We start from the raw sequence: 22013 nt of genomic DNA, 5'->3' as shown, positions 1-22013 counted from the left end.
CCGCCGCCGGCGGTTCACCCCCGACGCACCGGGGCGTCATGGGCCCGGCGGCATCCGGCGGGATCAGGGTGAGGGGGTCAGGCGCGGCGGGCGCGCCACCGGCGGACCAGGTCCTCGACGTCGAACGGGGTCAGCCGCAGCGGCGGGCCGGCCGGCGGGCGGCGCACTGCTTCGGCGATCTTCTCGTTGATCGCGGCGGCGATCCGGCGCACCTCCGCCTCGCTCGCCGCCCGCTCCACCGCCTCCAGCGCGTCCTCCGCCTCCTTGCGCAGGGCGAGCGCGGGCGGCAGGACCGGGGCGATGCCCTCGCGGTGCATCTTGCCCCTGACCCACCACAGCTCGTCGTAGGGGGCGCTGTCGTCCGGCAGGGGCTTGCCGAAGCCGGAGAGGTTCCGGAAGTCGCCGCGCTCGGTCGCCTCGCGGATCTGCTTGTCCACGAACGACTCGAAGTCGACACCTGGCGGCTTGCGCTCGGTCATGCCTTCGAGCGTACGACGCGCGGACGGCCGGACGGGGGGCTTCCCGGGGGAACGGCCCGCCGCCCGCCCGGGCCCGGCGGAACGAGGACCGGCGGAACGAGGCCCGGCGGAACAAGGCAGGAGCCCCTTCCGTGCGACCGTGCGGCCGGACGGAAAGGGCTCCTTGGGTACTGCACTAGCTGGTACTGAAAGTCGTGCGCGATCGCCGACCCGGGCAACTAGGCCGGGGTGACGTTCTCCGCCTGCGGGCCCTTGGGGCCCTGGGTGACGTCGAAGTTCACGACCTGGTTCTCCTCGAGGGAGCGGAAACCAGACGCGTTGATCGCGGAGTAGTGGACGAAGACATCCGGGCCGCCGCCGTCCTGGGCGATGAAGCCGAAGCCCTTTTCAGCGTTGAACCACTTGACGGTTCCGGTAGCCATAAGCCCTCCTATGGGCCAAAGGGTTGCCCTGCTCCAGAACCTGCCAAACAAGTCTGAAAACTACAAAAGCCTGCGGGTCACATGCTCCGCAGGCTCTGTACTGCAAGGGAAACCAAACTGCAACTTGCGTTGAGCCTAGCACGCACGGTGTGCGCATGGGTAGAGGGAAAGATCACGTCACTCGGATGTTTGACGGAGTTCCCCGGCTCTGACGCCGGACCCGGCGAGGCCGGTCGTACGAGACGGGGCTAGCCTCGCGTTGTGGACAATTCAACCGACGATCCCCACCAGCTGCGGAGCCGGCCCCGCGTCGGACACATCCAGTTCCTGAACTGCCTCCCGCTCTACTGGGGCCTCGCCCGCACCGGAACGCTCCTCGACCTCGAGCTCACCAAGGACACCCCCGAGAAGCTCAGCGACCGGCTCGTCCGGGGCGACCTCGACATCGCGCCGGTCACCCTCGTCGAGTTCCTGCGCGCGTCCGACGACCTCGTCGCCTTCCCCGACCTGGCGGTCGGCTGCGACGGCCCGGTCATGTCGTGCGTGATCGTCTCCCAGCGCCCGCTGGAGGACCTGGACGGGGCGCGCGTCGCGCTGGGCTCCACCTCCCGCACCTCCGTACGCCTGGCGCAGCTGCTGCTCGCCGAGCGGTACGGGGTCGCCCCGGACTACTACACCTGCCCGCCCGACCTCGGCGTGATGATGCAGGAGGCCGAGGCGGCCGTCCTGATCGGGGACGCCGCGCTGCGCGCCTCCCTGCACGACGCCCCGCGGCTGGGCCTCCAGGTCCACGACCTGGGGCAGATGTGGAAGGAGTGGACGGGCCTGCCGTTCGTCTTCGCGGTGTGGGCCGTCCGCAAGGAGTACCTGGCACGCGAACCGAGGGTCGTGCGCCAGGTCCACGAGGCGTTCCTGGCCTCCCGCGACGTGTCGCTGGAGGAGGTCGCCAAGGTCGCCGAGCAGGCCGCGCGCTGGGAGGCGTTCGACGCGGTGCTGCTGGAGAAGTACTTCACGACCCTGGACTTCCGCTTCGGGCCCGACCAGCTCGCGGGCGTACGGGAGTTCGCCCGCCGGACCGGCCCCACGACCGGGTTCCCGGCGGACGTGACGGTCGAGCTGCTGGGCCGGGACGTCCCCGCGGACCGGCGCACTCCCTAGGGGTACGGCTCAGGGGCCGGGGACGGGGGCCTGGAGGTGCTCGCTGATCCACTGGATCGAGCCGTCCCCCATCCCCCGCACATAGGTCCTGGCGTTGTGCCCGCCGTCCGGTATCACCTGCAGGCGGCTCTTGACCGGCCCCTTGGTGTACTTCCGGACGAAGGTCCTGAGGGCGGGCACGCCCGATTCCCGGCTGCCGACCTGGAACGCCAGGTACACCCGGCGGTCCTCCGAGTCCGGCCGGGAACCGAGGAGCGCGGCCAGCCTCTCCGGGTCGTTCGCCCGCCTCTCCTTCTCGTGTCCGGCCCACAGCGGCGAGTCCGGAACCGTGTCCGGGCCGGACGCGATGACGGCCTTGAACCTGTCGGGGTGTTTCAGCACGGACTTCAGGCCGACGAACCCGCCGGACGAGGAGCCCATGAACGCCCAGCCGTCCCGCGAGGTGAACGTACGGAAATTCGCCCTGACGAAATCGGGAACGTCTTCCGTCATCCAGGTGCCCATTCTCGGCTGCCCGGGTATATCGCTGCCGTCGTAGTAGTACTTGTCGTCCGGGTTGAGAACGGGCATCACCACCACGAAGGGCAGGCTCTTGCCCTCCTTCGACCACTCGCTGATGCTGCTCTGCAACTTGAGGTCGGTGCCCATCCAGTAATTGTTCGGATAACCGTTCCCGCCGGGCAGGGCGATGAGCACCGGGAAGCCGCTCTTCGCGTACTTCGGGTCGAAGTACTGCTGCGGCGCCCACACCCAGACCTTGCCGGTGAAGCCGGACTTGGCGCCGTGCAGCGTGGTCACGCCGATCCTGGTGCCGTCGGGAAGCGTGTTGGCGGTGGTGAACTCCGCCTTCGGCCCGGTCGGCATCAGCGTCTTCGGAACCGTCCCCCCGGTGCCCTTCGAAGGACCCTTCGAAGGGACGGGCGCGGCGGACCCGCCGGGCGCGGCGGCCGTCGCGCCCGGGCCGTCGAACGTCATCGGCTCCCCCTCGCCGGAGCAGCCCGTGACCGCGGTGAGGGAGCCGAGGGCGACGGCGGCGACGAGCGCCCTGGTCGGACGTTTCATGGAGCACTCCGGGTCTTTCGGGCATTCACGGCCGGTACGGCGTACTAGATGACCGGACGCGCGGACCGGTTCCGTCCCTCTACGCTGCTGTGCGCGACGACGTACGGGGGGAAGGCGCATGCAGCCGCTGGAAGTCGGCGATCCGGCCGCCATCGGTCCGTACCGGCTCCTCGGCAGACTCGGGGCGGGCGGCATGGGCCGGGTCTACCTGGCGCGCAGCGAGGGCGGCCGCACCGTGGCGGTCAAGGTGGTGCACCCGCACTTCGCGCTGGACGAGGAGTTCCGGGCGCGGTTCCGTCGCGAGGTCGGGGCGGCGCGGCGGGTCGGGGGGTGCTGGACGGCCCCCGTGCTCGACGCCGACCCGGACGCGCCGGTCCCCTGGGTGGCCACCGGGTACGTCACCGGACCGCCCCTCGCCCGGGCCGTCGCCGACCACGGGCCGCTGCCGCACCACACGGTCCGGGCGCTGGGCGCCGGACTGGCGGAGGCGCTGGCGGCCGTGCACGGGCTCGGGCTCGTCCACCGGGACGTCAAGCCCTCGAACGTGCTGCTGGCCCTGGACGGGCCCCGGCTCATCGACTTCGGCATCGCCCGGGCGACGGACGGCACCGCGTCGCTGACGTCCACCGGCGTCTCGGTCGGCTCGCCCGGTTACATGGCGCCCGAGCAGATCCTCGGCAAGGGCGTGACCGGCGCCGCCGACGTCTTCTCGCTGGGCGCGGTCCTGGCGTACGCGGCGACCGGCACGGCGCCGTTCCCCGGCGACTCGTCGGCGGCCCTCCTCTACAAGGTGGTCCACGAGGAGCCGGAGCTGGGCGGCACCCTCACCGGTGACCTGCGGGACCTGGTCGCCGGGTGCCTGGCCAAGGACCCCGCCGCCCGGCCCGCCCCCGGTGAGGTGGCCGGACGGCTCGCGCCGGGCGGGGCGGCCGGGCTGGTGGCGGGCGGGTGGCTGCCGGGACCCCTGGTGCAGCGGCTCGGGCACGAGGCGGTGCGGCTGCTGGACCTGGAGCCGGCGGCGGCGGACCCGTCCGGTTCCGGGCCGGTGCCCTTCAGCAGCCCGGCGGTCGGGGCGCCGCCCGGGCCCCCGCCGCCCCCGCCCGGGCCCCCGCCGTCCCCCGGGGTCTTCGGCCCGCCCCCCGGCCCCGCACCGGCCGCGGACGCCGCGCCCCGGCCCCGTACGCCCCTGTCCCTCTCGGTGTCGACCGCCTCCGAGCCCACGCCGTCGGGCACCGGCCGCCGCCTCAGCTGCACGGTCGCCCTCGCGGTGGCGGGCGCGCTGGCCGCGGTGACGGTGGGCGGGGGCTCCCTCCTCGGTCTCTTCGACCGCGGCGGGCACGACGACACGGCCGGGCACGGGCCGCCGGCGGGCGCGGCCCCGAGCGGCAGCGCCACGGACGGCGGCGCCCCGGGCTCCGGTGAGTCGGCCGCCGTCTCCGTACCGCAGGGGTTCGTCGGCACCTGGGAGGGCGAGCTGACCCAGGACAGCGGCCTGACGGGCGGGCGGATCACCGTGGTCGTCACCGCGGGCCGCCGGGGCGAGGACGTGGTGCGCACCTCCACCGCCCTCGGCTCGTTCCGGTGCAACGGCGTGAGCCGGCTGGTCTCCGCGACCGCGAGGGAACTGCGCGTCACCGAGCGCACCGACCCCGCCCGCCCGTCCACCGAACTGCTCTGCACCAAGGGCACGGCCGCCGTCACGTACACCCTCGGCGCCGACGGCACCCTCCGCTACGCGTCCGGCGAGGCGGCGGCGGGCAACCCGCGCGCCACGCTCCGCAGGACCGGCTGACCCGCGGCCGAGGGCGGCCGGACCGCTGGCGTAGGCTGGTTCGGTCCGCGCAGAAGCCCTGCAAACCGCCGAAAGGTGTCACCCGGTGACCGAGAAGGCCGACCTCCAGTCCGTGCTCGACCGTGCCGCCGAGGGTGGACGGATCACGCCGGAGGAGGCGCTCGACCTGTACCGGTCGGCCCCCCTCCACGCGCTGGGCGCGGCGGCGGACGCGGTGCGCCGGCGGCGCTACGCCGGTACCGAGCACATCGCGACGTACATCATCGAGCGCAACATCAACTACACGAACGTGTGCGTCACCGCGTGCAAGTTCTGCGCCTTCTACGCGCCGCCCAAGGACACCGCCAAGGGCTGGACCCGGGATCTCGACGACATCCTGCGCCGCTGCGCGGAGACCGTCGAACTGGGCGGCACGCAGATCATGTTCCAGGGCGGGCACCACCCGGACTACGGCGTGGAGTACTACGAGAAGCACTTCGCCGCCATCAAGAAGGAATTCCCCCAGCTGGTCATCCACTCCCTCGGCGCCTCCGAGGTCGAGCACATGGCCCGCATCTCCGGCGTCTCCGTCGAGGAGGCGATCTCCCGCATCCACGCCGCCGGTCTCGACTCGTTCGCCGGCGCCGGCGCGGAACTGCTCCCCGAGCGGCCCCGCAAGGCCATCGCACCGCTGAAGGAGTCCGGCGAGCGCTGGCTGGAGATCATGGAGACCGCGCACCGGATGGGCGTCGAGTCGACCTCCACCATGCTCATGGGCACCGGCGAGACCAACGCCGAGCGCATCGAGCACATGCGCATGATCCGCGACGTCCAGGACCGCACGGGCGGCTTCCGCGCCTTCATCCCGTACACGTACCAGCCGGAGAACAACCACCTGAAGGGCCGCACCCAGGCCACGATCTTCGAGTACCTGCGGATGATCGCCATCGCGCGGCTGTTCTTCGACAACGTCGCCCACATCCAGGGCTCCTGGCTCACCACGGGCAAGGAGATCGGGCAGCTGACCCTGCACTACGGTGCCGACGACCTCGGGTCGATCATGCTGGAGGAGAACGTCGTCTCGTCGGCCGGCGCCAAGCACCGCTCCAACCTCCGCGAGATGATCGACATGATCCGCACCGCCGACCGCGTCCCGGCGCAGCGCACCACGACGTACGAGCACATCGTCGTCCACGACGACCCGGCGAACGACCCGGTCGACGAGCGGGTCGCCTCCCACATCTCCTCCACCGCCATCGCGGGCGGCACCGCCCACCCCGAGCTCAAGCTGCTCCCCACCACCTGAGCCCGCCGTGCTGACGCTCCACGTCGCCGACGCCACGCCCGGGACCGCCGTCCTGGTCGAGGGCGCGCACATCGCCGCCCTCGGCCCGTACGAGGACCTGGCCGCGGCCCATCCGCGGGCGCGGGTGCGGCGGTGGCCGGGCATCCTCACCCCCGGGCTGCTCAACCCGTACGGGCCCGAACTGCTGGAGCAGGCCTACCACCCCGACCCGCGCGAGGCCGACGAGTTCGGCACCCGGCCGGTCACCGGCGAGCGGGCGCGGGCCCTCTTCCGCGCCGAACCCTCGCGGCAGGGCGCCAGCGCCCGGCGCGGGGTCCAGCGCATGCTGGCCCACGGCACGGTCGCCGTCGCCGGCGAGCTGCGCTCCCGCGCCGCCCTGGACGCCGTGCGGCGGGCGGGACTGGCCGTCGGCGGGCGCCCGCCGAACCTGCCGGGACCGGCGTCGTTCTCGCCGCGGCCCCTCGTGCTGCTGCCGGGGCTCACCGTCGGCGGACCGGCGCGGTTCGCCGTGTTCGACGTGCCCGACCCGGCCGCGCTGGTGCGCCTGGGCGCCTCCACGTGCGTGGCCACCGTGGTGGCCGGCCGCCTCGTCCACAGGCGGGCGTAGCCGGAACGGGGCCGCCTGCCACAATGGGCGGGTGACGCGAGCAACCCTGGACAAGCAGCCGCACGAAGTCGCCTCGATGTTCGACGACGTCGCCGCGAACTACGACCTCACCAACGACGTGCTCTCGCTCGGCCAGGACCGGCGGTGGCGCAAGGAGGTCGCCAAGGCGGTCGACGCGCGCCCCGGCCAGAAGGTCCTCGACCTGGCGGCCGGCACCGGCACGTCCTCGCTGCCCTTCGCGCGCGCCGGGGCGTACGTCGTGCCGTGCGACTTCTCCCTCGGCATGCTGCGCGAGGGCAAGAAGCGCCACGCCTGGCTGCCGCTGACGGCGGGCGACGCCACCCGGCTGCCCTTCCGGGACGGGGTCTTCGACGCGGTGACCATCTCCTTCGGGCTGCGCAACGTCCAGGACACCGGGGCCGCGCTGCGCGAGCTGTACCGGGTGACCAGGCCCGGCGGGCGCGTGGTGATCTGCGAGTTCTCGCACCCCACCTGGGCGCCGTTCCGGACCGTGTACGAGGAGTACCTGATGCGCGCCCTGCCGCCGGTCGCGCGCGCCGTGTCGTCCAATCCGGACGCGTACGTGTACCTCGCCGAGTCCATCCAGAGCTGGCCCGACCAGCCGTCGCTGGCCCGGCTGTTGCAGGACGCCGGCTGGTCGAAGGTGGCGTGGCGGAACCTGACCGGGGGCATCGTGGCACTGCACCGGGGTACCAAAGCGGCATAACGCCAAGCGGGTTGACGGCCGACGGCCAGACGGCAGGATGTGACCGTCCCTCACGTCCCGTCACCCGGAGCATCCATGGCGTCGAACTGCCCGCACTGCGGAACCCCCTCACCCGACGAGGCGCGCTTCTGCATGACCTGCGGGCGGGAGAGGAGCGCGGCGCCGCCGCCTCCCGACGGCCCGCCGCCCCCGGCGGCACCGCCGGCCGGACCGGCACCCGCCGCGCCGCCCGTGGCCCCGCCCGCCGCGGCACCCGCGGCCCCGCCCGTCGCGGCGCCCGCCGTGCCGCCCACGCCGCCGCCCCCCGCGGGCCCGCCGTCGTCCCCGCCGCCTCCGCCGTACGCGCCGGGGCCGGCGCGGCCCTCGGCGGCCGGGGAGTTCCTCGGACGGGCCTTCCGGGGCGACTGGGCGCAGGCGGCCAGGGCGGCCGCCTGGCCGGCCGGGCTGCTCCTCGTCCTCGCCGCGGTCCTCGCCGTCCCGTCGTACGGCCAGGAGGACGAGGTCGTCGTCGGCTGGAGCGACCGGCTGCGGATCGCGCTGGCACTGCTGCTCCAGGGCATCGGGGGCGGCTTCGAGATGGCGGCCTCGGGGCCGTCCTTCGGCGAGGACGCGGGCGGAGGCGGGAACGGGCCGCGGGGCTGGGGCTCCTTCGGGCCGGGCGACGCCTACGCGCAGGGCGGCGGCGAGCTGTCCCTCGTACCGCTGACGGTCACCGCCCTGTTCGCCGGCGCGCTGTACCTCGGCGCCCGGATGCTGCGCGCCCGCGGCGCCGGTGCGGACGCGGCGGTGCGGGTCGCGATCCTGGTGGCCGGGGCGGTGCTGGTCCTCGGCCTGTTCGCCCAGCCGGACGTCGCCGGCGTCGAGGTGTCGTCGTCCCCGCTGCTCGCCGCGCTCGGCGCGCTGGTGGCGGCGCTCGCGGTCACGGCCGCGGTGCTCGGACGCGCCGACCTGGCGCGGTGGCCCCTGGCGCTCCGGTCGGCGCGGGCCCTGGGCACGGCGGTGCGGGCGCTGGGCGTGCTGATCGCGGTGTGCACGGTGATCGGCTTCGTCTGGTACGCGGCCAAGGAGGAAGTGGACGGCACCTCCCTGCTGCTGGTCCTGCCCGTGCTGCCGAACATCGGTGTCGCGGTGCTGGGGCTGGCCTGGGGCGTGCCGCTGGAGTACCAGGTGCAGGGCAGGCTCGGGTTCTTCGGGTCGGGCGTGGAGCGCGGGAGCGTCGGCCTGCCCGAGATCGGTGACGAACTGGGCGGCTGGACCGTGACCGGGCTGGTCGCGCTGGGCGTGGCCGCGGCCCTCACGGCCGGCGTGTGGGCCGCCCGGCGGGCGGGCGACACGGCCGGCCGGGTGGCGGCGGCCGGGGCCTTCCTGGTGCTGTACCTGCTGCTGACCGGGGTGAGCGGCGTGTCGGCTCAAGTGACCGGCGCGTTCGAGGACTTCGGCGGCGACGGGCGGGCCGAGCTGGCCCCGAGCGTGCCGGACGCCCTGCTGTTCGGGCTGCTGTGGACGGGTGCGGCGACCTTCGCGGCCCCGTACCTGCTGCGCGCCCTCGGCCACCGGCAGGACGGGACCCCGCCGGGCCCCGGCACCCCGTCGTACCCCCCGGCCGCCCCCGCCCGGCCCGCCCAGCAGCCCGGCGCGGCGCCCGCCGCAAGCTCCCCCGAGAAGCCCGTCCCCGCCCCCGCCGCGCCCCCCGCCCCGCCGGCCCACGATCCCGGCCCCGCGACGGCGCACCCCGCCCACCCGGCGCCGGACACGGTGGACATGACCGCCCCCGTGCCGCACGCCGGACCGTCCGCCCCCGCGTCGGGGAAGCGGCGCGTCCTGCTCTGGGGGGTCGTCCTGGTGGCCGCGGCCGCCGTCGGGGGCGGCGGCACCGCCGGCGTACTGCTGCTGAAGGACCGCGGCGAGCCCGCGCCCGCCACGGACGGCAGGCCGGCCGTCGCCGTTCCGGAGGCGTCGCGGACGCCCGCCGGAGCCGCCCCGCGGCCGACCGCCGAGCCGGGCCAGGACCCCTCCACGGGCGGAACGGCCTCGCCCTCGGACACCCCCGCGCCCGACGGCGGCACCGGCGCGCCCGCCCCGGCGGTGCCCGAGGTGCCGGACGGGTACGAGATGGTGGCCGACACGGCCGGGTTCGCCTTCGCCGTCCCCTCCGTGTGGGACCGCGTCAAGGAGGAGCCCGCGGGACAGGTGACCTACGCCGGTTCCACCGGGATGTCCCACATCCTCGTGGGCGTCGTCCACGACGCCCCGTACACCTCCCTGGAGAACCTCACCGCCCTGGAGGCCAACTCCCGCAAGAAGAACCCCGGCTACCAGCGCCTCCGGCTGGAGGCCAACACCTTCCAGGGCCGGCCGGGGGCCCTCTGGGAGTACACGTACACGGACCCGGCCGGCAGGAGGATCCACGCCATCGACCAGTCGTACATCGCGGAGGACGGCACGGAGTACGCGATCTACTTCACCGTGCAGGACGACAGCTGGGACGTCGCCCGCGAGACGTTCGACGTGGCCCTCTCGACCTGGACCCTCAACGACGTCGACTGAGGCACGCCCCCGGTCGTGCCGACCTCCTAGACCGCTCCCGGCCGGCCGGCCGGGAGCGTGAGCGGCCCGGCGGAGAGGTCCAGGCGGAAGCAGTGGCCCTCCTGGCCGCCGCTGCCGGGGATGGCGTACGTCTCCGCCCGCGTCATGCCGAGCCGCCGCGTCACCGCCACCGACCGCTCGTTGCGGGTGTTCACCATGGCGACCACCCGCTCCACCCCCGCCGCCCGCAGCCGCTCCAGGGTGACGCGGGCGGCGGCCGTCGCGTACCCCTTGCCCCACGCGGACCGCGCCAGCCGCCAGCCGATCTCGATCTCGCCGGCCGGGCCCCAGGCGTGCGGCCACGGCTGCGCGCCCGTGAAGCCGATGACCTCACCGTCCCCGTCCAGCAGGGTCCACAGGCAGAAGCCCAACTCGGCGTCGTGCCGGCGCTGACGGGCGGTGAACTCGTGGTAGACGGACAGCTCGGCAGGACCGCCCTGGAAGAACGCCATGACCTCCGGATCGTCGAAGACCCGGTGCCAGGCGTACGCGTCCTCGTCCGTCGGTACGCGCAGCCGGACGACGGGCTCGACGGCGGCGGGCAGCAGCTCGGTCATCGGGGTGGCCCTTCGGCTCGGTGATCGGTACGTCCCCATAGACTGCACACGTCCTGTGCCGTCCGGTACGCAATTTCGAGTATTCGGGAGACCCCGCCGTGACCGAGCAGCAGCCCCTCTCCGAACACACCGCGGATGTGATCGTCGTCGGGGCCGGTCCGGCCGGCTCGACGACCGCGTACTACCTCGCCAAGGCCGGCCTGGACGTCCTGCTCCTGGAGAAGACCGCGTTCCCGCGCGAGAAGGTCTGCGGCGACGGTCTGACGCCCCGCGCCACCAAGCAGCTGGTCGCCATGGGCATCGACATCTCCGAGGAGGCGGGCTGGCTCCGCAACAAGGGGCTGCGCATCATCGGCGGCGGCGTCCGGCTCCAGCTCGACTGGCCGGACCTGGCCAGCTACCCGGACTACGGCCTGGTCCGCAAGCGCGACGACTTCGACGAGCAGCTGGCCCGCCAGGCCCAGAAGGCCGGCGCGCGGCTGTACGAGCGGTGCAACGTGGGCGCGCCGATCGTCGACGACCGCACCGGCCGGATCACCGGTGTGCAGGCCCGGCTGGGCGAGGAGAAGCGCGAGGTGACCTTCCACGCGCCGCTCGTCGTCGCCGCCGACGGCAACTCCACGCGCCTGTCGCTCGCCATGGGCCTGCACCGGCGCGAGGACCGGCCGATGGGCGTCGCCGTCCGGACGTACTTCACCAGCCCCCGCCACGACGACGACTACCTGGAGTCCTGGCTGGAGCTGTGGGACCGGCGCGGTCCCGGCGAGGACCGGCTGCTGCCCGGCTACGGCTGGATCTTCGGCATGGGCGACGGCACGTCCAACGTCGGTCTCGGCGTCCTCAACACCTCCGACTCGTTCAAGGAGCTGGACTGGCGCGAGGTGCTGAAGGCCTGGTGCGCCTCGATGCCGGAGGACTGGGGGTACGTCCCCGAGAACATGACCGGCCCGATCCGTGGCGCCGCGCTGCCCATGGCGTTCAACCGGCAGCCGCACTACACGCGCGGCCTGCTGCTGGTCGGCGACGCGGGCGGCCTGGTCAACCCGTTCAACGGCGAGGGCATCGCCTACGCCATGGAATCCGGGCAGATCGCCGCGGACGTCATCGTCCAGGCGCACGCCCGCGCGACCCCGGCGCAGCGCGAACTGGCCCTGCACAACTACCCGAAGATCCTCAAGGACACCTACGGCGGCTACTACACGCTGGGCCGCGCCTTCGTGAAGCTGATCGGCAACCCGAAGGTCATGAAGATCGCCACCCAGCGCGGTCTGACCCACCCGCTGCTGATGAAGTTCACGCTGAAGATGCTGGCGAACCTCACCGACCCGACCGGCGGTGACGCGATGGACCGCATCATCAACGGTCTGTCGAAGGTCGCCCCGAAGGCCTGACGGCCCGGAACGCCCTGCGGTAGTCGGTGGGGGAGACCCCGACCGTCCGCGTGAAGTGGCGGCGCAGGTTCGCCGCCGTGCCCAGGCCGCTGCCGGCGCCGATCCGCTCGACGGGCAGGTCGGTGGACTCCAGCAGCGTCTGGGCGCGGGCGATGCGCTGCTGGAGCAGCCACTGGAGCGGGGTGGTGCCGGTGCACTCGTGCAGCCGGCGGTGGAAGGTGCGCGGACTCATCCGGGCCCGGCGGGCCAGGTCCTCCACGGTCAGCGGCTCGGCGAGGTGCTCCGTGGCCCACTGGAGCACGGGGCCCAGGCTGTCGTCGTCGCCGGGCGGCAGCGGCGCGTCGATGAACTGGGCCTGGCCGCCGGTGCGGTGGGCGGGCACGACGAGGCGCCGGGCGACCTGGCCCGCGATCCGGGCGCCCAGGTCGCGGCGTACCAGGTGCAGGCACAGGTCGAGCGCGGCGGTGGCGCCGGCGCTGGTGAGGACCGTGCCCTCGTCGGTGTAGAGGACCGAGTCGTCGACGGTCACGGCCGGGTGCCGGGCGGCCAGTTCGGCGGTGTGCTGCCAGTGGGCGGTGGCGCGGCGGCCGTCGAGGAGCCCGGCGGCGGCGAGCGCGAAGGCGCCGGTGCACAGGGAGACCATCCGGGCTCCGGAGGCGGCGGCCGCGCGCAGCGCCTCGACCAGCTCGGCCGGCACCTCCTCGCCCTCCTCCACGACCGCGTCGGGCACCGACGGCACGATCACGGTGCCGGCGCCCACGAGCGCGTCCAGGCCGTGTTCGGTGCGCAGCGAGAACCCCGGTCCGGTCGCTGGGGTGCCGGTGCCGCACAGGCGCAGCTCGTACCAGGGGTCGGTGAGGTCGGGCTGGGGGATGCCGAACACGGTGCAGGCGATGGTGAGTTCGTACATCTCCCAGGGGGAGATGCCGTCGTTCTGGAGGACGGCGACGGCGACCGTTCCGGGGCCCTGGCTCATGGATCCGACCCTACGACGGGCGGCGGCAGGAATTTTGCGGAGGTGGGCAGTCCTGCCACTGTCGGCGCGGGCGGCCCGCTGCGAGTCTGACGATCATGAAGATGGAACACACCGAAACACCCGTCACCGTCCTCGGCCTGGGCCGGATGGGCTCGGCACTTGCCGGTGCCCTCCTCGCCGCGGGCCACCCCACCACCGTCTGGAACCGCACCCCCGGCAAGGCCGACGCCCTGGTCGCCCGGGGGGCGCTGCGCGCGGACACGGTCGCCGACGCGGTCACCGCGAGCGACCTGCTGGTGGTCTGCGTCCTGGACCACGCGGCCGTGACGGCGCTGCTCGAACCGGTCGCCGGGCAGCTCGCCGGCCGCACCCTGGTCAATCTGACGTCCGGGTCCCCGGAGCAGGCCCGCGAGACGGCCGCCTGGGCGGCCGGGCACGGCATCGCCTACCTGGACGGCGGCATCATGACGACGCCGGAGGGCGTGGGGCTGCCGACGAGCATGATCCTCTACAGCGGCTCGCCGGAGGCGCTGGCCGCGCACCGCGGGACCCTGGCGGTCCTGGGCGACCCGATCGACCTGGGGGCCGACGCCGGTCTCGCCTCGCTGTACGACGCGGGGCTGCTGGGTCTGATGTGGTCGGTGTTCGGCGGCTGGCTGCACGCCACTGCCCTGGTCGGCGCCGACGGGGTGGCGGCGGGCACGTTCACCCCGGTCGCGCTCCGCTGGCTGACGACCGTGGGCGGCTTCCTGGACCGGTACGCCGGTCAGATCGACGCCGGTCACTACCCGGGCGACGACGCCACCATCGACGTCCAGCTCGCCGCCGTCGAGCACCTGCTGCACGCGGGCCGGGAGCGCGGCGTCGACGGGCGGCTGCCGGAGTTCCACCGGGAGCTGATGGCGAAGGCCGTCGCGGAGGGCAACGGCGGCGACAGCTATGCCCGTCTGGTGGACGCGTTCCGCCGGCCCTGACCGGGGTACGGCACGATGAGCCCATGATCAGTGGACCGCGCGGGCCGATACGCACCGGTGGGGCACTGCCCCTGTCGGCGGTGACCGCCGGGACGGTCGCCATGGTGGTCTCCTACGCGGGACCGCTGGCGCTCGTCCTGGCGGCCGCGTCGGCGGCGGGGCTCTCGCGGGCCGAGACCTCGTCGTGGGTGTGGGCCGTCTCCGTCGGCGCGGGCGTCACGTGCGTGGGCCTGAGCTGGTGGAGCCGCGCCCCGGTCATCACCGCGTTCTCCACGCCGGGCGCCGCGATCCTGGTGACCGCCCTGCCGCAGCACGGCTACGCCGAGGCGGTCGGCGCGTTCCTGGCGGCGGGGGTGGCCGCGACCGCGCTCACGGTGACGGGGGTCTTCGCCCGGGTGATGGCCCGCATCCCGGCCGGTGTGGTGGCGGCGATGCTCGCCGGGACGCTGTTCTCCTTCGGCACGGCCGTCTTCACCTCGGTGCGCGCGGCCCCGCTGCTCGCGGGCGCGATGCTGGCGGCGTACCTGGCGGCCCGGCGCCTGGCACCGACGTACGCGGTGGTGTGCGCGCTGGTGGCCGGGCTGGCGGTGGCGGCCGCGGGCGGGGACCTGCGGGTGGACCTGCCGGGGCTGGGCCTCGCGGTGCCGCACCTGACGGTGCCGCAGTTCTCGGCCGGGGCGCTCGTGGGGATCGGCGTGCCGCTGCTGGTGGCCACGCTGGCGGGGCAGTACGCACCGGGCATCGCCGTGCTGGAGGCGGCCGGGTACCGGCCGGACAGCCGGGTGGTGTGCGGGACGACGGGCGTGGTGTCGGTGCTCCTCGCGCCGTTCGGGTCGCACGCGGTGAACCCGGCCGCCATCACGGCGGCGATCTGCACCGGGCCGGACGCGCACCCGGACCCGGCCAGGCGCTGGATCGCCGGGGTGACGTGCGGGGCCGGGTACCTGGTGGTCGGCTGCTTCGGCTCCACGCTGGTGGCGCTGTTCACCGGGCTGCCGGACGCCCTGGTCGCCACGCTCGCCGGGGTGGCGCTGCTCGGCTCGATCGCGGGCAGCCTGGCCCGTACGGTCGCCGACGAACGCGACCGGGAGGCCTCCGTCATCACGTTCCTGGCCACCGCGTCGGGTGTCACGATCGCCGGGATCGGCTCGCCGTTCTGGGGGCTGATCGCCGGGGTCGCCGCCCACTGCGTGCTGCGCGCGGGCACACCGAAGGGCCGTCGCTCCCTCCCCGAGCGGGGGAGCGACGGCCCTTCAAGCCCTGTGCGTACGCCTCAGAGCACGCGGACCGCGCCGGACGGCGGGTCGTAGTCGAGCGACCGCTCGACGACGCCGGTGCCGGGGTTCTGCGCGCCGACGAACATGCCACCGCCCACGTAGATGGCGACGTGGTACGAGTTGCTCCTGCTGCCCCAGTACAGGATGTCGCCCGGCTGCAGGTTGTCCAGCGACACCGAGGTGCCGCGGCTCGACTGGTCGCCGGAGACGCGCGGAAGCTCGATGCCGGCCTGGCGGTAGGCGGCCTGGACCAGCCCGGAGCAGTCCCACGAGTTGGGGCCGGTGCTGCCCATGACGTAGGCGTCGCCGACCTGGGCGCGCGCGAAGGCCACGATCGCCGCGGCGGAGCCGGTGGCCTGGCCCGCGTCGTAGGAGGAGCTGCCGCCGTCCTCGTCGGAGGAGGAGTCGGCGGACGCGGAGAGCGTGGTGCGCTCGGCGGAGCGGGAGGCGCGCTCGGCGGCCTCGGCCTGGGCCTTCGCCTCGGCCTTGCGCTCGGCCTCGGCGGCCTCCGCCTTGCGCTCGGCCTCGGCCTTGGCCTTCTTGGCCTCCTTCGCGGCCTTGGCGGCCGCGGCGTCCTCCTGGGCCTGCAGCTCCTGGTCGAGCGCGATCTGCTGGGTCGCCTCGGCGGAGGCGGCCACGGCGCTCGACAGGTCCGCGGACAGGTCCGCGTTGAGGGTGGGCATCTCGATGGTCTCGGTCACCGGCTCGGCGTTCGCCGGCCCGGCAGCACCGGCCACCGCGATGGTGCTGAGGACGCCACCGGCAACTCCGGCCCGCAGCGCGAGCTTCGAAGCGCTCCGGCGGGGCTTCCGGTGGCTGGGTATGTGAGCGGTGTGGGACATGAGTACAACCGCTATCAGGGCTTCACGGTTCCCATCAAGAAACGTGTGTTGCGCCACAGTTGCGCGTGGATTCGGTGAATCCGCTTCCGTGTGCCCCTTATTGACGCCGTAACGGACATTGCGGACTGTGGTGATCAGGGCCGTGATCATGGGTTTTCCGCGAAACGTCCGAATTGCCGTCCGCTTACCACTCCTTCACGCCGGTGGCCAAGCCCGCTTTCCTTACCCTCTTCCCGGCGTGACACAGGTCACAATGAGGTCACCGTCGCGGATGCCCGGAAGATCGTGAAAGCGCGCACGTGTCCACTTCGGTCCCCGCCGGCCCCTCGCGTGAGTGAAGCGAGGCTCTTTATCACCCGTGAGGGTCCAGGGCGAATTTGCCTGTACGGGCCAACCCTTGATAGGGCGAGGCGCCTCTGACCTGCCGCTCACCCCGAAAATGTCACGTCTTGTGAGTGTCTGGACACGCGCGGTACGAAGATCACCTCTGCCGGTGATTCATGATCCTTCGTCGGGTGGTGGAGATCACAAAGGCGTTGCCGTACCCCGTGTCGCAGATCACAGATCGACGGGCATAGGATGCGAAGCAGTCGGGCTTGTGAACTGCCTCACATATGCGCGATCTTCGCGAGGCGGCGAGACGGTGCCCGGTGCGGTCCATCGGTCAAGGACGACTGGAAGGAGCGAGGAGCGTGAATGCCTACGCGCCCATCCTCGTGCTCGGCGCCCTCGGGGCAGGGTTTGCGATCTTCTCCGTGGTCATGGCCACGCTTATCGGCCCAAAGAGGTACAACCGGGCGAAGCTTCAGGCATACGAGTGCGGCATCGAGCCGACGCCCACTCCGGCCGGAGGGGGCCGCTTCCCCATCAAGTACTACCTGACGGCGATGCTCTTCATCGTCTTCGACATCGAGATCGTCTTCCTCTACCCCTGGGCCGTCAGCTTCGACGCCCTGGGGCTTTTCGGGCTCGTGGAGATGCTGCTCTTCGTGCTCACCGTCTTCGTCGCCTACGCGTACGTGTGGCGGCGCGGCGGCCTGGAATGGGACTGAGGGGCTGAGGGGCACCAATGGGACTCGAAGAGAAGCTGCCGAGCGGTTTTCTGCTGACGACCGTCGAACAGGCCGCGGGCTGGGTGCGCAAGGCGTCCGTCTTCCCCGCGACCTTCGGCCTCGCCTGCTGCGCCATCGAGATGATGACGACCGGCGCCGGGCGGTACGACCTGGCGCGCTTCGGCATGGAGGTCTTCCGCGGCTCGCCGCGCCAGGCCGACCTGATGATCGTGGCCGGCCGGGTGAGCCAGAAGATGGCGCCCGTCCTGCGCCAGGTCTACGACCAGATGCCGAACCCCAAGTGGGTCATCTCCATGGGGGTTTGCGCCTCCTCGGGCGGCATGTTCAACAATTACGCGATTGTTCAGGGTGTCGACCACATCGTCCCGGTCGACATCTATCTGCCGGGCTGCCCGCCGCGTCCGGAGATGCTGATGGACGCGATCCTCAAGCTCCACCAGAAGATCCAGGGCTCCAAGCTCGGCGTCAACGCCCGGGAGGCGGCCCGCGAGGCGGAGGAGGCCGCGCTCAAGGCGCTGCCCACGATCGAGATGAAGGGGCTGCTGCGATGACCGACCAGCCCAACCCCGACAAGGACCTCGGCGCGCAGAACCTGCCCGGACAGCGCGGCTCGCACGGCGAGGAGATCCGCGTCCAGCGCGGCATGTTCGGCGCGAACAACGGCGGCGACACCTCCGGCTACGGCGGCCTCGTCCGCTCCGTGCGCCTGCCCGGCCCGGCCGCCCGCCCCTACGGCGGCTGGTTCGACGAGGTGGCGGACGAACTGGAGGGCGCCCTGGAGGAACAGGGCCTCCTGCCTTCGAGCGCCATCGAGAAGACGGTCGTCGACCGCGACGAGCTGACCTTCCACATCGCCCGCGAGCACCTGGTGCGCGTCGCCCGCACCCTGCGCGACGACCCCGCCCTGCGCTTCGAGCTCTGCACGGGCGTGAGCGGCGTCCACTACCTCGGGGACAAGGGCCGCGAACTGCACGCGGTGTACCACCTGCGCTCGCTCACCCACGGCCGGCTGATCCGGCTGGAGGTCTCCGCCCCGGACACCGATCCGCACGTCCCCTCGCTCGTCGCGGTCTACCCCACCAACGACTGGCACGAGCGCGAGACGTACGACTTCTTCGGCCTGGTCTTCGACGGCCACCCCGCCCTCACCCGGATCATGATGCCGGACGACTGGCAGGGCTTCCCGCAGCGCAAGGACTACCCCCTCGGCGGCATCCCCGTCGAGTACAAGGGCGCCCAGATCCCGGCTCCGGACCAGCGGAGGTCGTACTCGTGACCACTCCACCTGCCAGCGCCCGCGAGACCACCGAGGGCACCGTCTACACGGTCACCGGCGGCGACTGGGACGAGGTCGTCCAGTCCGCGGCCAAGGCCGACGACGAGCGGATCGTCGTCAACATGGGCCCGCAGCACCCGTCCACGCACGGCGTGCTCCGGCTGATCCTGGAGATCGACGGCGAGACCGTCACCGAGGCCCGCTGCGGCATCGGCTACCTCCACACCGGCATCGAGAAGAACCTCGAGTACCGGACCTGGACGCAGGGCACCACCTTCGTCACGCGCATGGATTACCTGACGCCGTTCTTCAACGAGGCGGCGTACTGCCTGGGCGTGGAGAAGCTGCTCGGCATCGAGGACCGGATCCCCGACCGGGCGACGATCATCCGCGTCCTGCTGATGGAGCTGAACCGGCTCTCCTCGCACCTGGTGTGCATCGCCACCGGCGGCATGGAGCTGGGCGCCACCACGATCATGATCTACGGCTTCCGGGACCGCGAGATGATCCTGGACCTCTACGAACTGATCACCGGCCTGCGCATGAACCACGCGTTCATCCGCCCCGGCGGCCTCGCCCAGGACCTGCCCCCCGGGGCCATGGACCAGCTCCGCGAGTTCGTGAAGACGATGAAGAAGAACATGCCGGAGTACGACAAGCTCGCCACCGGCAACCCCATCTTCAAGGCCCGCATGCAGGACATCGGCTACCTCGACCTGGCCGGCTGCATGGCCCTCGGCGCCACCGGACCGATCCTGCGCTCCGCCGGGCTCCCGCACGACCTGCGCAAGACCGACCCGTACTGCGGCTACGAGACGTACGACTTCGACGTCCCGACCGCCGACACCTGCGACGCCTACGGCCGCTTCCTCATCCGCCTGGAGGAGATGCGCCAGTCGCTGCGGATCGTCGAACAGTGCCTGGACCGCCTGGAGCCCGGCCCGGTGATGGTGGACGACAAGAAGATCGCCTGGCCCGCCCAGCTGGCCCTGGGCCCCGACGGACTCGGCAACTCCCTCGACCACATCAAGAAGATCATGGGCACCTCCATGGAGGCCCTGATCCACCACTTCAAGCTGGTCACCGAGGGCTTCCGGGTCCCGCCCGGACAGACCTACACGGCGGTCGAGTCGCCCAAGGGCGAGCTGGGCGTCCACGTCGTCAGCGACGGCGGCACCCGCCCCTACCGGGTCCACTTCCGCGACCCGTCGTTCACCAACCTTCAGGCCATGGCGGCGATGTGCGAGGGCGGCCAGGTCGCCGACGTCATCGTCGCCGTCGCGTCCATCGACCCCGTGATGGGAGGCGTCGACCGGTAATGACAGACGTCAGCTTGGGGATGCCGCAGCTCCCCGCCCCCGATTACCCGGCCGATGTGCGCGCCCGGCTCGAAGCGGACGCCCGGGAGGTCATCGCCCGCTACCCCGACAGCCGCTCCGCGCTCCTGCCCCTGCTGCACCTGGTGCAGTCGGAGGAGGGGTACGTCACCCGCACCGGCATGCGGTTCTGCGCGGACATGCTGGACCTCACCACCGCCGAGGTCACCGCCGTCGCGACCTTCTACACCATGTACCGGCGCCGGCCCTCCGGCGACTACCAGGTCGGGGTGTGCACCAACACCCTGTGCGCCGTCATGGGCGGCGACGCGATCTTCGAGGAGCTCCAGCAGCACCTCGGCGTCGGCAACAACGGCACGACGCCCGACGGCAAGGTCACCCTCGAACACATCGAGTGCAACGCGGCCTGCGACTTCGCGCCCGTGGTGATGGTCAACTGGGAGTTCTTCGACAACCAGACGCCCGACTCCGCCAAGCGGCTCGTCGACGACCTGCGCGCAGGCCGCCCCGTCGAACCGACCCGCGGCGCGCCCCTGTGCACGTACAAGGAGACCGCCCGCATCCTGGCCGGCTTCCCCGACGAGCGCCCCGGCGCGGTGGAGGCGACCGGCGGCGCGGGACCCGCCTCGCTGATCGGGCTGAAGCTCGCCAAGGGCGAGGCCGCCCCCGGCGCGCGCGTGGTCCACCCGCGCGGCGAGGCCCCCCGGGACGAGCCCGCCCCCGGATCGGGGCACCTGAGCTCGCACGACGCCCCGCAGCGGACCTCGGCCTCCGACCCCGAGCACCCGTCCGGACCGGTCGGTCCGGCCCGCCACGACGGCCCGGTCACCGAGGAGGGGGAGTGATGACGTTGGCACCCGAGACCACCAGCCCCGACAAGCTGCTCGCACCGGTCCTGTCCGCGTTCTGGGACCAGCCCAGGTCCTGGACGCTGGAGACCTACAAGCGGCACGAGGGCTACGAGGGGCTCAAGAAGGCCCTCGCCATGACGCCCGACGACCTCATCGCCTACGTCAAGGACTCCGGCCTGCGCGGCCGCGGCGGCGCCGGCTTCCCCACCGGGATGAAGTGGCAGTTCATCCCCCAGGGCGACGGCAAGCCGCACTACCTCGTCGTCAACGCCGACGAGTCGGAGCCCGGGACCTGCAAGGACATCCCGCTCCTCTTCGCCAACCCGCACTCCCTCATCGAGGGCATCGTGATCGCCTGCTACGCGATCCGGTCCAGCCACGCCTTCATCTACCTGCGCGGCGAGGTGGTGCCCGTACTGCGCAGGCTGCACGAGGCCGTGCGCGAGGCGTACGAGGCGGGCTACCTCGGCCGGGACATCCTCGGCAGCGGACTCGACCTCGAACTCACCGTGCACGCGGGCGCCGGCGCGTACATCTGCGGCGAGGAGACCGCGCTGCTCGACTCGCTCGAAGGCCGCCGCGGCCAGCCCCGGCTGCGTCCCCCCTTCCCCGCGGTCGCCGGCCTGTACGCGTGCCCCACCGTGGTGAACAACGTCGAGTCGATCGCCTCGGTTCCCGCGATCCTGAACCGGGGCAAGGACTGGTTCCGGTCGATGGGCAGCGAGAAGTCCCCCGGCTTCACGCTCTACTCGCTCAGCGGCCACGTCGCCTCGCCCGGCCAGTACGAGGCCCCGCTCGGCATCACCCTGCGCCAGCTGCTCGACATGAGCGGCGGCATGCGGCCCGGCCACCGGCTGAAGTTCTGGACCCCCGGCGGCTCGTCCACCCCGATGTTCACCGACGAGCACCTCGACGTCCCCCTCGACTACGAGGGCGTCGGCGCGGCCGGCTCGATGCTCGGCACCAAGGCGCTCCAGTGCTTCGACGAGACGACGTGCGTGGTGCGGGCCGTGACCCGGTGGACCGAGTTCTACGCCCACGAGTCCTGCGGCAAGTGCACCCCGTGCCGCGAGGGCACCTACTGGCTCGTCCAGCTGCTGCGCGACATCGAGGCCGGCAAGGGCTCCCTGGACGACCTCGACAAGCTGAACGACATCGCCGACAACATCAACGGCAAGTCGTTCTGCGCCCTCGGCGACGGCGCCGCCTCGCCGATCTTCTCCTCGCTGAAGTACTTCCGCGGTGAGTACGAGCAGCACATCACGGGCAAGGGCTGCCCCTTCGACCCGGCCAAGTCGACCGCCTGGGCGGACAACCACGTGGAGGTGACGGCGTGACCGT

The 22013-nt window shown here is 72.7% G+C and carries 21 protein-coding genes; 15 read left to right on the top strand and 6 right to left on the bottom strand.

Going from position 1 to position 22013, the window contains the following annotated elements:
• Window positions 1–77 precede the first annotated feature (77 nt).
• Together A4V12_RS16155 and A4V12_RS16150 are read right to left on the bottom strand one after the other, a co-directional pair.
• Window positions 78–479, bottom strand: a complete 402-nt coding sequence (locus tag A4V12_RS16155; protein WP_064070034.1) for a DUF1992 domain-containing protein — start codon at window positions 477–479, stop codon at window positions 78–80.
• A 218-nt stretch (window positions 480–697) separates the two neighbouring features.
• Window positions 698–901, bottom strand: a complete 204-nt coding sequence (locus A4V12_RS16150) for a cold-shock protein (protein WP_003967102.1) — start codon at window positions 899–901, stop codon at window positions 698–700.
• 261 nt (window positions 902–1162) lie between these two features.
• On the opposite strand from A4V12_RS16150, the gene A4V12_RS16145 reads away from it, so the two are divergent.
• Entirely contained in the window at window positions 1163–2059 is an 897-nt protein-coding gene (locus tag A4V12_RS16145; protein WP_064070033.1) for a menaquinone biosynthetic enzyme MqnA/MqnD family protein, read from the top strand.
• A gap of 9 nt (window positions 2060–2068) precedes the next feature.
• On the opposite strand, the gene A4V12_RS16140 is transcribed toward A4V12_RS16145, so the two are convergent.
• Window positions 2069–3121 (bottom strand): alpha/beta hydrolase, encoded by a 1053-nt coding sequence (locus tag A4V12_RS16140; protein WP_064070032.1) that lies wholly within the window; start codon window positions 3119–3121, stop codon window positions 2069–2071.
• A gap of 118 nt (window positions 3122–3239) precedes the next feature.
• Between A4V12_RS16140 and A4V12_RS16135 the strand changes: the two genes are divergently transcribed.
• The 5 genes from A4V12_RS16135 to A4V12_RS16115 all read left to right on the top strand — a co-directional run bounded on the left by A4V12_RS16135 (window position 3240) and on the right by A4V12_RS16115 (window position 10079).
• Window positions 3240–4913 (top strand): serine/threonine-protein kinase, encoded by a 1674-nt coding sequence (locus A4V12_RS16135; RefSeq protein ID WP_064070031.1) that lies wholly within the window; start codon window positions 3240–3242, stop codon window positions 4911–4913.
• Between the two features lie 85 nt (window positions 4914–4998).
• Window positions 4999–6198: a cyclic dehypoxanthinyl futalosine synthase gene (gene mqnC / locus A4V12_RS16130; RefSeq protein ID WP_064070030.1), complete on the top strand. Its 1200-nt coding sequence runs from the start codon at window positions 4999–5001 to the stop codon at window positions 6196–6198.
• Window positions 6199–6205: 7 nt separating this feature from the next.
• Window positions 6206–6805, top strand: a complete 600-nt coding sequence (locus A4V12_RS16125; protein ID WP_064070029.1) for an imidazolonepropionase-like domain-containing protein — start codon at window positions 6206–6208, stop codon at window positions 6803–6805.
• 31 nt (window positions 6806–6836) lie between these two features.
• The gene (locus A4V12_RS16120) at window positions 6837–7532 is read left to right on the top strand and encodes a demethylmenaquinone methyltransferase (protein ID WP_064070028.1); all 696 of its coding nucleotides are present in this window, start codon (window positions 6837–6839) and stop codon (window positions 7530–7532) included.
• Window positions 7533–7607: 75 nt separating this feature from the next.
• A complete protein-coding gene (locus tag A4V12_RS16115; protein ID WP_234372195.1) occupies window positions 7608–10079 on the top strand; it encodes a zinc ribbon domain-containing protein in 2472 nt (823 codons plus the stop codon).
• Between the two features lie 26 nt (window positions 10080–10105).
• On the opposite strand, the gene A4V12_RS16110 is transcribed toward A4V12_RS16115, so the two are convergent.
• Window positions 10106–10675, bottom strand: coding sequence for a GNAT family N-acetyltransferase (locus A4V12_RS16110; protein WP_064070026.1), 570 nt, complete (start codon window positions 10673–10675; stop codon window positions 10106–10108).
• Window positions 10676–10773: 98 nt separating this feature from the next.
• Between A4V12_RS16110 and A4V12_RS16105 the strand changes: the two genes are divergently transcribed.
• The gene (locus A4V12_RS16105; protein WP_064070025.1) at window positions 10774–12066 is read left to right on the top strand and encodes a geranylgeranyl reductase family protein; all 1293 of its coding nucleotides are present in this window, start codon (window positions 10774–10776) and stop codon (window positions 12064–12066) included.
• Here the strand turns inward: A4V12_RS16105 and A4V12_RS16100 are convergent.
• Window positions 12032–13042, bottom strand: a complete 1011-nt coding sequence (locus A4V12_RS16100; protein WP_064070024.1) for a helix-turn-helix domain-containing protein — start codon at window positions 13040–13042, stop codon at window positions 12032–12034. The genes A4V12_RS16105 and A4V12_RS16100 overlap by 35 nt on opposite strands.
• 101 nt (window positions 13043–13143) lie before the next feature.
• Between A4V12_RS16100 and A4V12_RS16095 the strand changes: the two genes are divergently transcribed.
• Both A4V12_RS16095 and A4V12_RS16090 read left to right on the top strand, forming a co-directional pair.
• Window positions 13144–14016, top strand: a complete 873-nt coding sequence (locus tag A4V12_RS16095; protein WP_064070117.1) for an NAD(P)-dependent oxidoreductase — start codon at window positions 13144–13146, stop codon at window positions 14014–14016.
• 23 nt (window positions 14017–14039) lie between these two features.
• Window positions 14040–15326: a benzoate/H(+) symporter BenE family transporter gene (locus A4V12_RS16090; RefSeq protein WP_064070023.1), complete on the top strand. Its 1287-nt coding sequence runs from the start codon at window positions 14040–14042 to the stop codon at window positions 15324–15326.
• Here the strand turns inward: A4V12_RS16090 and A4V12_RS16085 are convergent.
• Window positions 15290–16135 (bottom strand): C40 family peptidase, encoded by an 846-nt coding sequence (locus tag A4V12_RS16085; RefSeq protein ID WP_064070022.1) that lies wholly within the window; start codon window positions 16133–16135, stop codon window positions 15290–15292. The two genes, A4V12_RS16090 and A4V12_RS16085, sit on opposite strands and share 37 nt — an antisense overlap.
• Before the next feature lie 692 nt (window positions 16136–16827).
• Between A4V12_RS16085 and A4V12_RS16080 the strand changes: the two genes are divergently transcribed.
• From A4V12_RS16080 to nuoF, 6 genes are read left to right on the top strand one after another with little or no spacing between them, the layout of a single operon-like run.
• On the top strand, window positions 16828–17187 hold the full coding sequence (locus tag A4V12_RS16080) for an NADH-quinone oxidoreductase subunit A (protein ID WP_064070021.1): 360 nt from the start codon (window positions 16828–16830) through the stop codon (window positions 17185–17187).
• A 17-nt stretch (window positions 17188–17204) separates the two neighbouring features.
• Entirely contained in the window at window positions 17205–17759 is a 555-nt protein-coding gene (locus tag A4V12_RS16075; protein WP_064070020.1) for a NuoB/complex I 20 kDa subunit family protein, read from the top strand.
• Entirely contained in the window at window positions 17756–18484 is a 729-nt protein-coding gene (locus tag A4V12_RS16070) for an NADH-quinone oxidoreductase subunit C (RefSeq protein ID WP_064070019.1), read from the top strand. The genes A4V12_RS16075 and A4V12_RS16070 overlap by 4 nt, the downstream gene beginning before the upstream one ends.
• Window positions 18481–19803 (top strand): NADH-quinone oxidoreductase subunit D, encoded by a 1323-nt coding sequence (locus A4V12_RS16065; protein ID WP_064070018.1) that lies wholly within the window; start codon window positions 18481–18483, stop codon window positions 19801–19803. The genes A4V12_RS16070 and A4V12_RS16065 overlap by 4 nt, the downstream gene beginning before the upstream one ends.
• Entirely contained in the window at window positions 19803–20666 is an 864-nt protein-coding gene (nuoE, locus tag A4V12_RS16060; protein ID WP_064070017.1) for an NADH-quinone oxidoreductase subunit NuoE, read from the top strand. The genes A4V12_RS16065 and nuoE overlap by 1 nt, the downstream gene beginning before the upstream one ends.
• On the top strand, window positions 20666–22009 hold the full coding sequence (gene nuoF, locus A4V12_RS16055; RefSeq protein ID WP_064070016.1) for an NADH-quinone oxidoreductase subunit NuoF: 1344 nt from the start codon (window positions 20666–20668) through the stop codon (window positions 22007–22009). The genes nuoE and nuoF overlap by 1 nt, the downstream gene beginning before the upstream one ends.
• Window positions 22010–22013 lie beyond the last annotated feature (4 nt).

It is taken from the genome of Streptomyces noursei (assembly GCF_001646665.1).
GTDB lineage: Bacteria > Actinomycetota > Actinomycetes > Streptomycetales > Streptomycetaceae > Streptomyces > Streptomyces lavendulocolor.
This window is presented reverse-complemented; position numbering and strand designations above follow the sequence as displayed.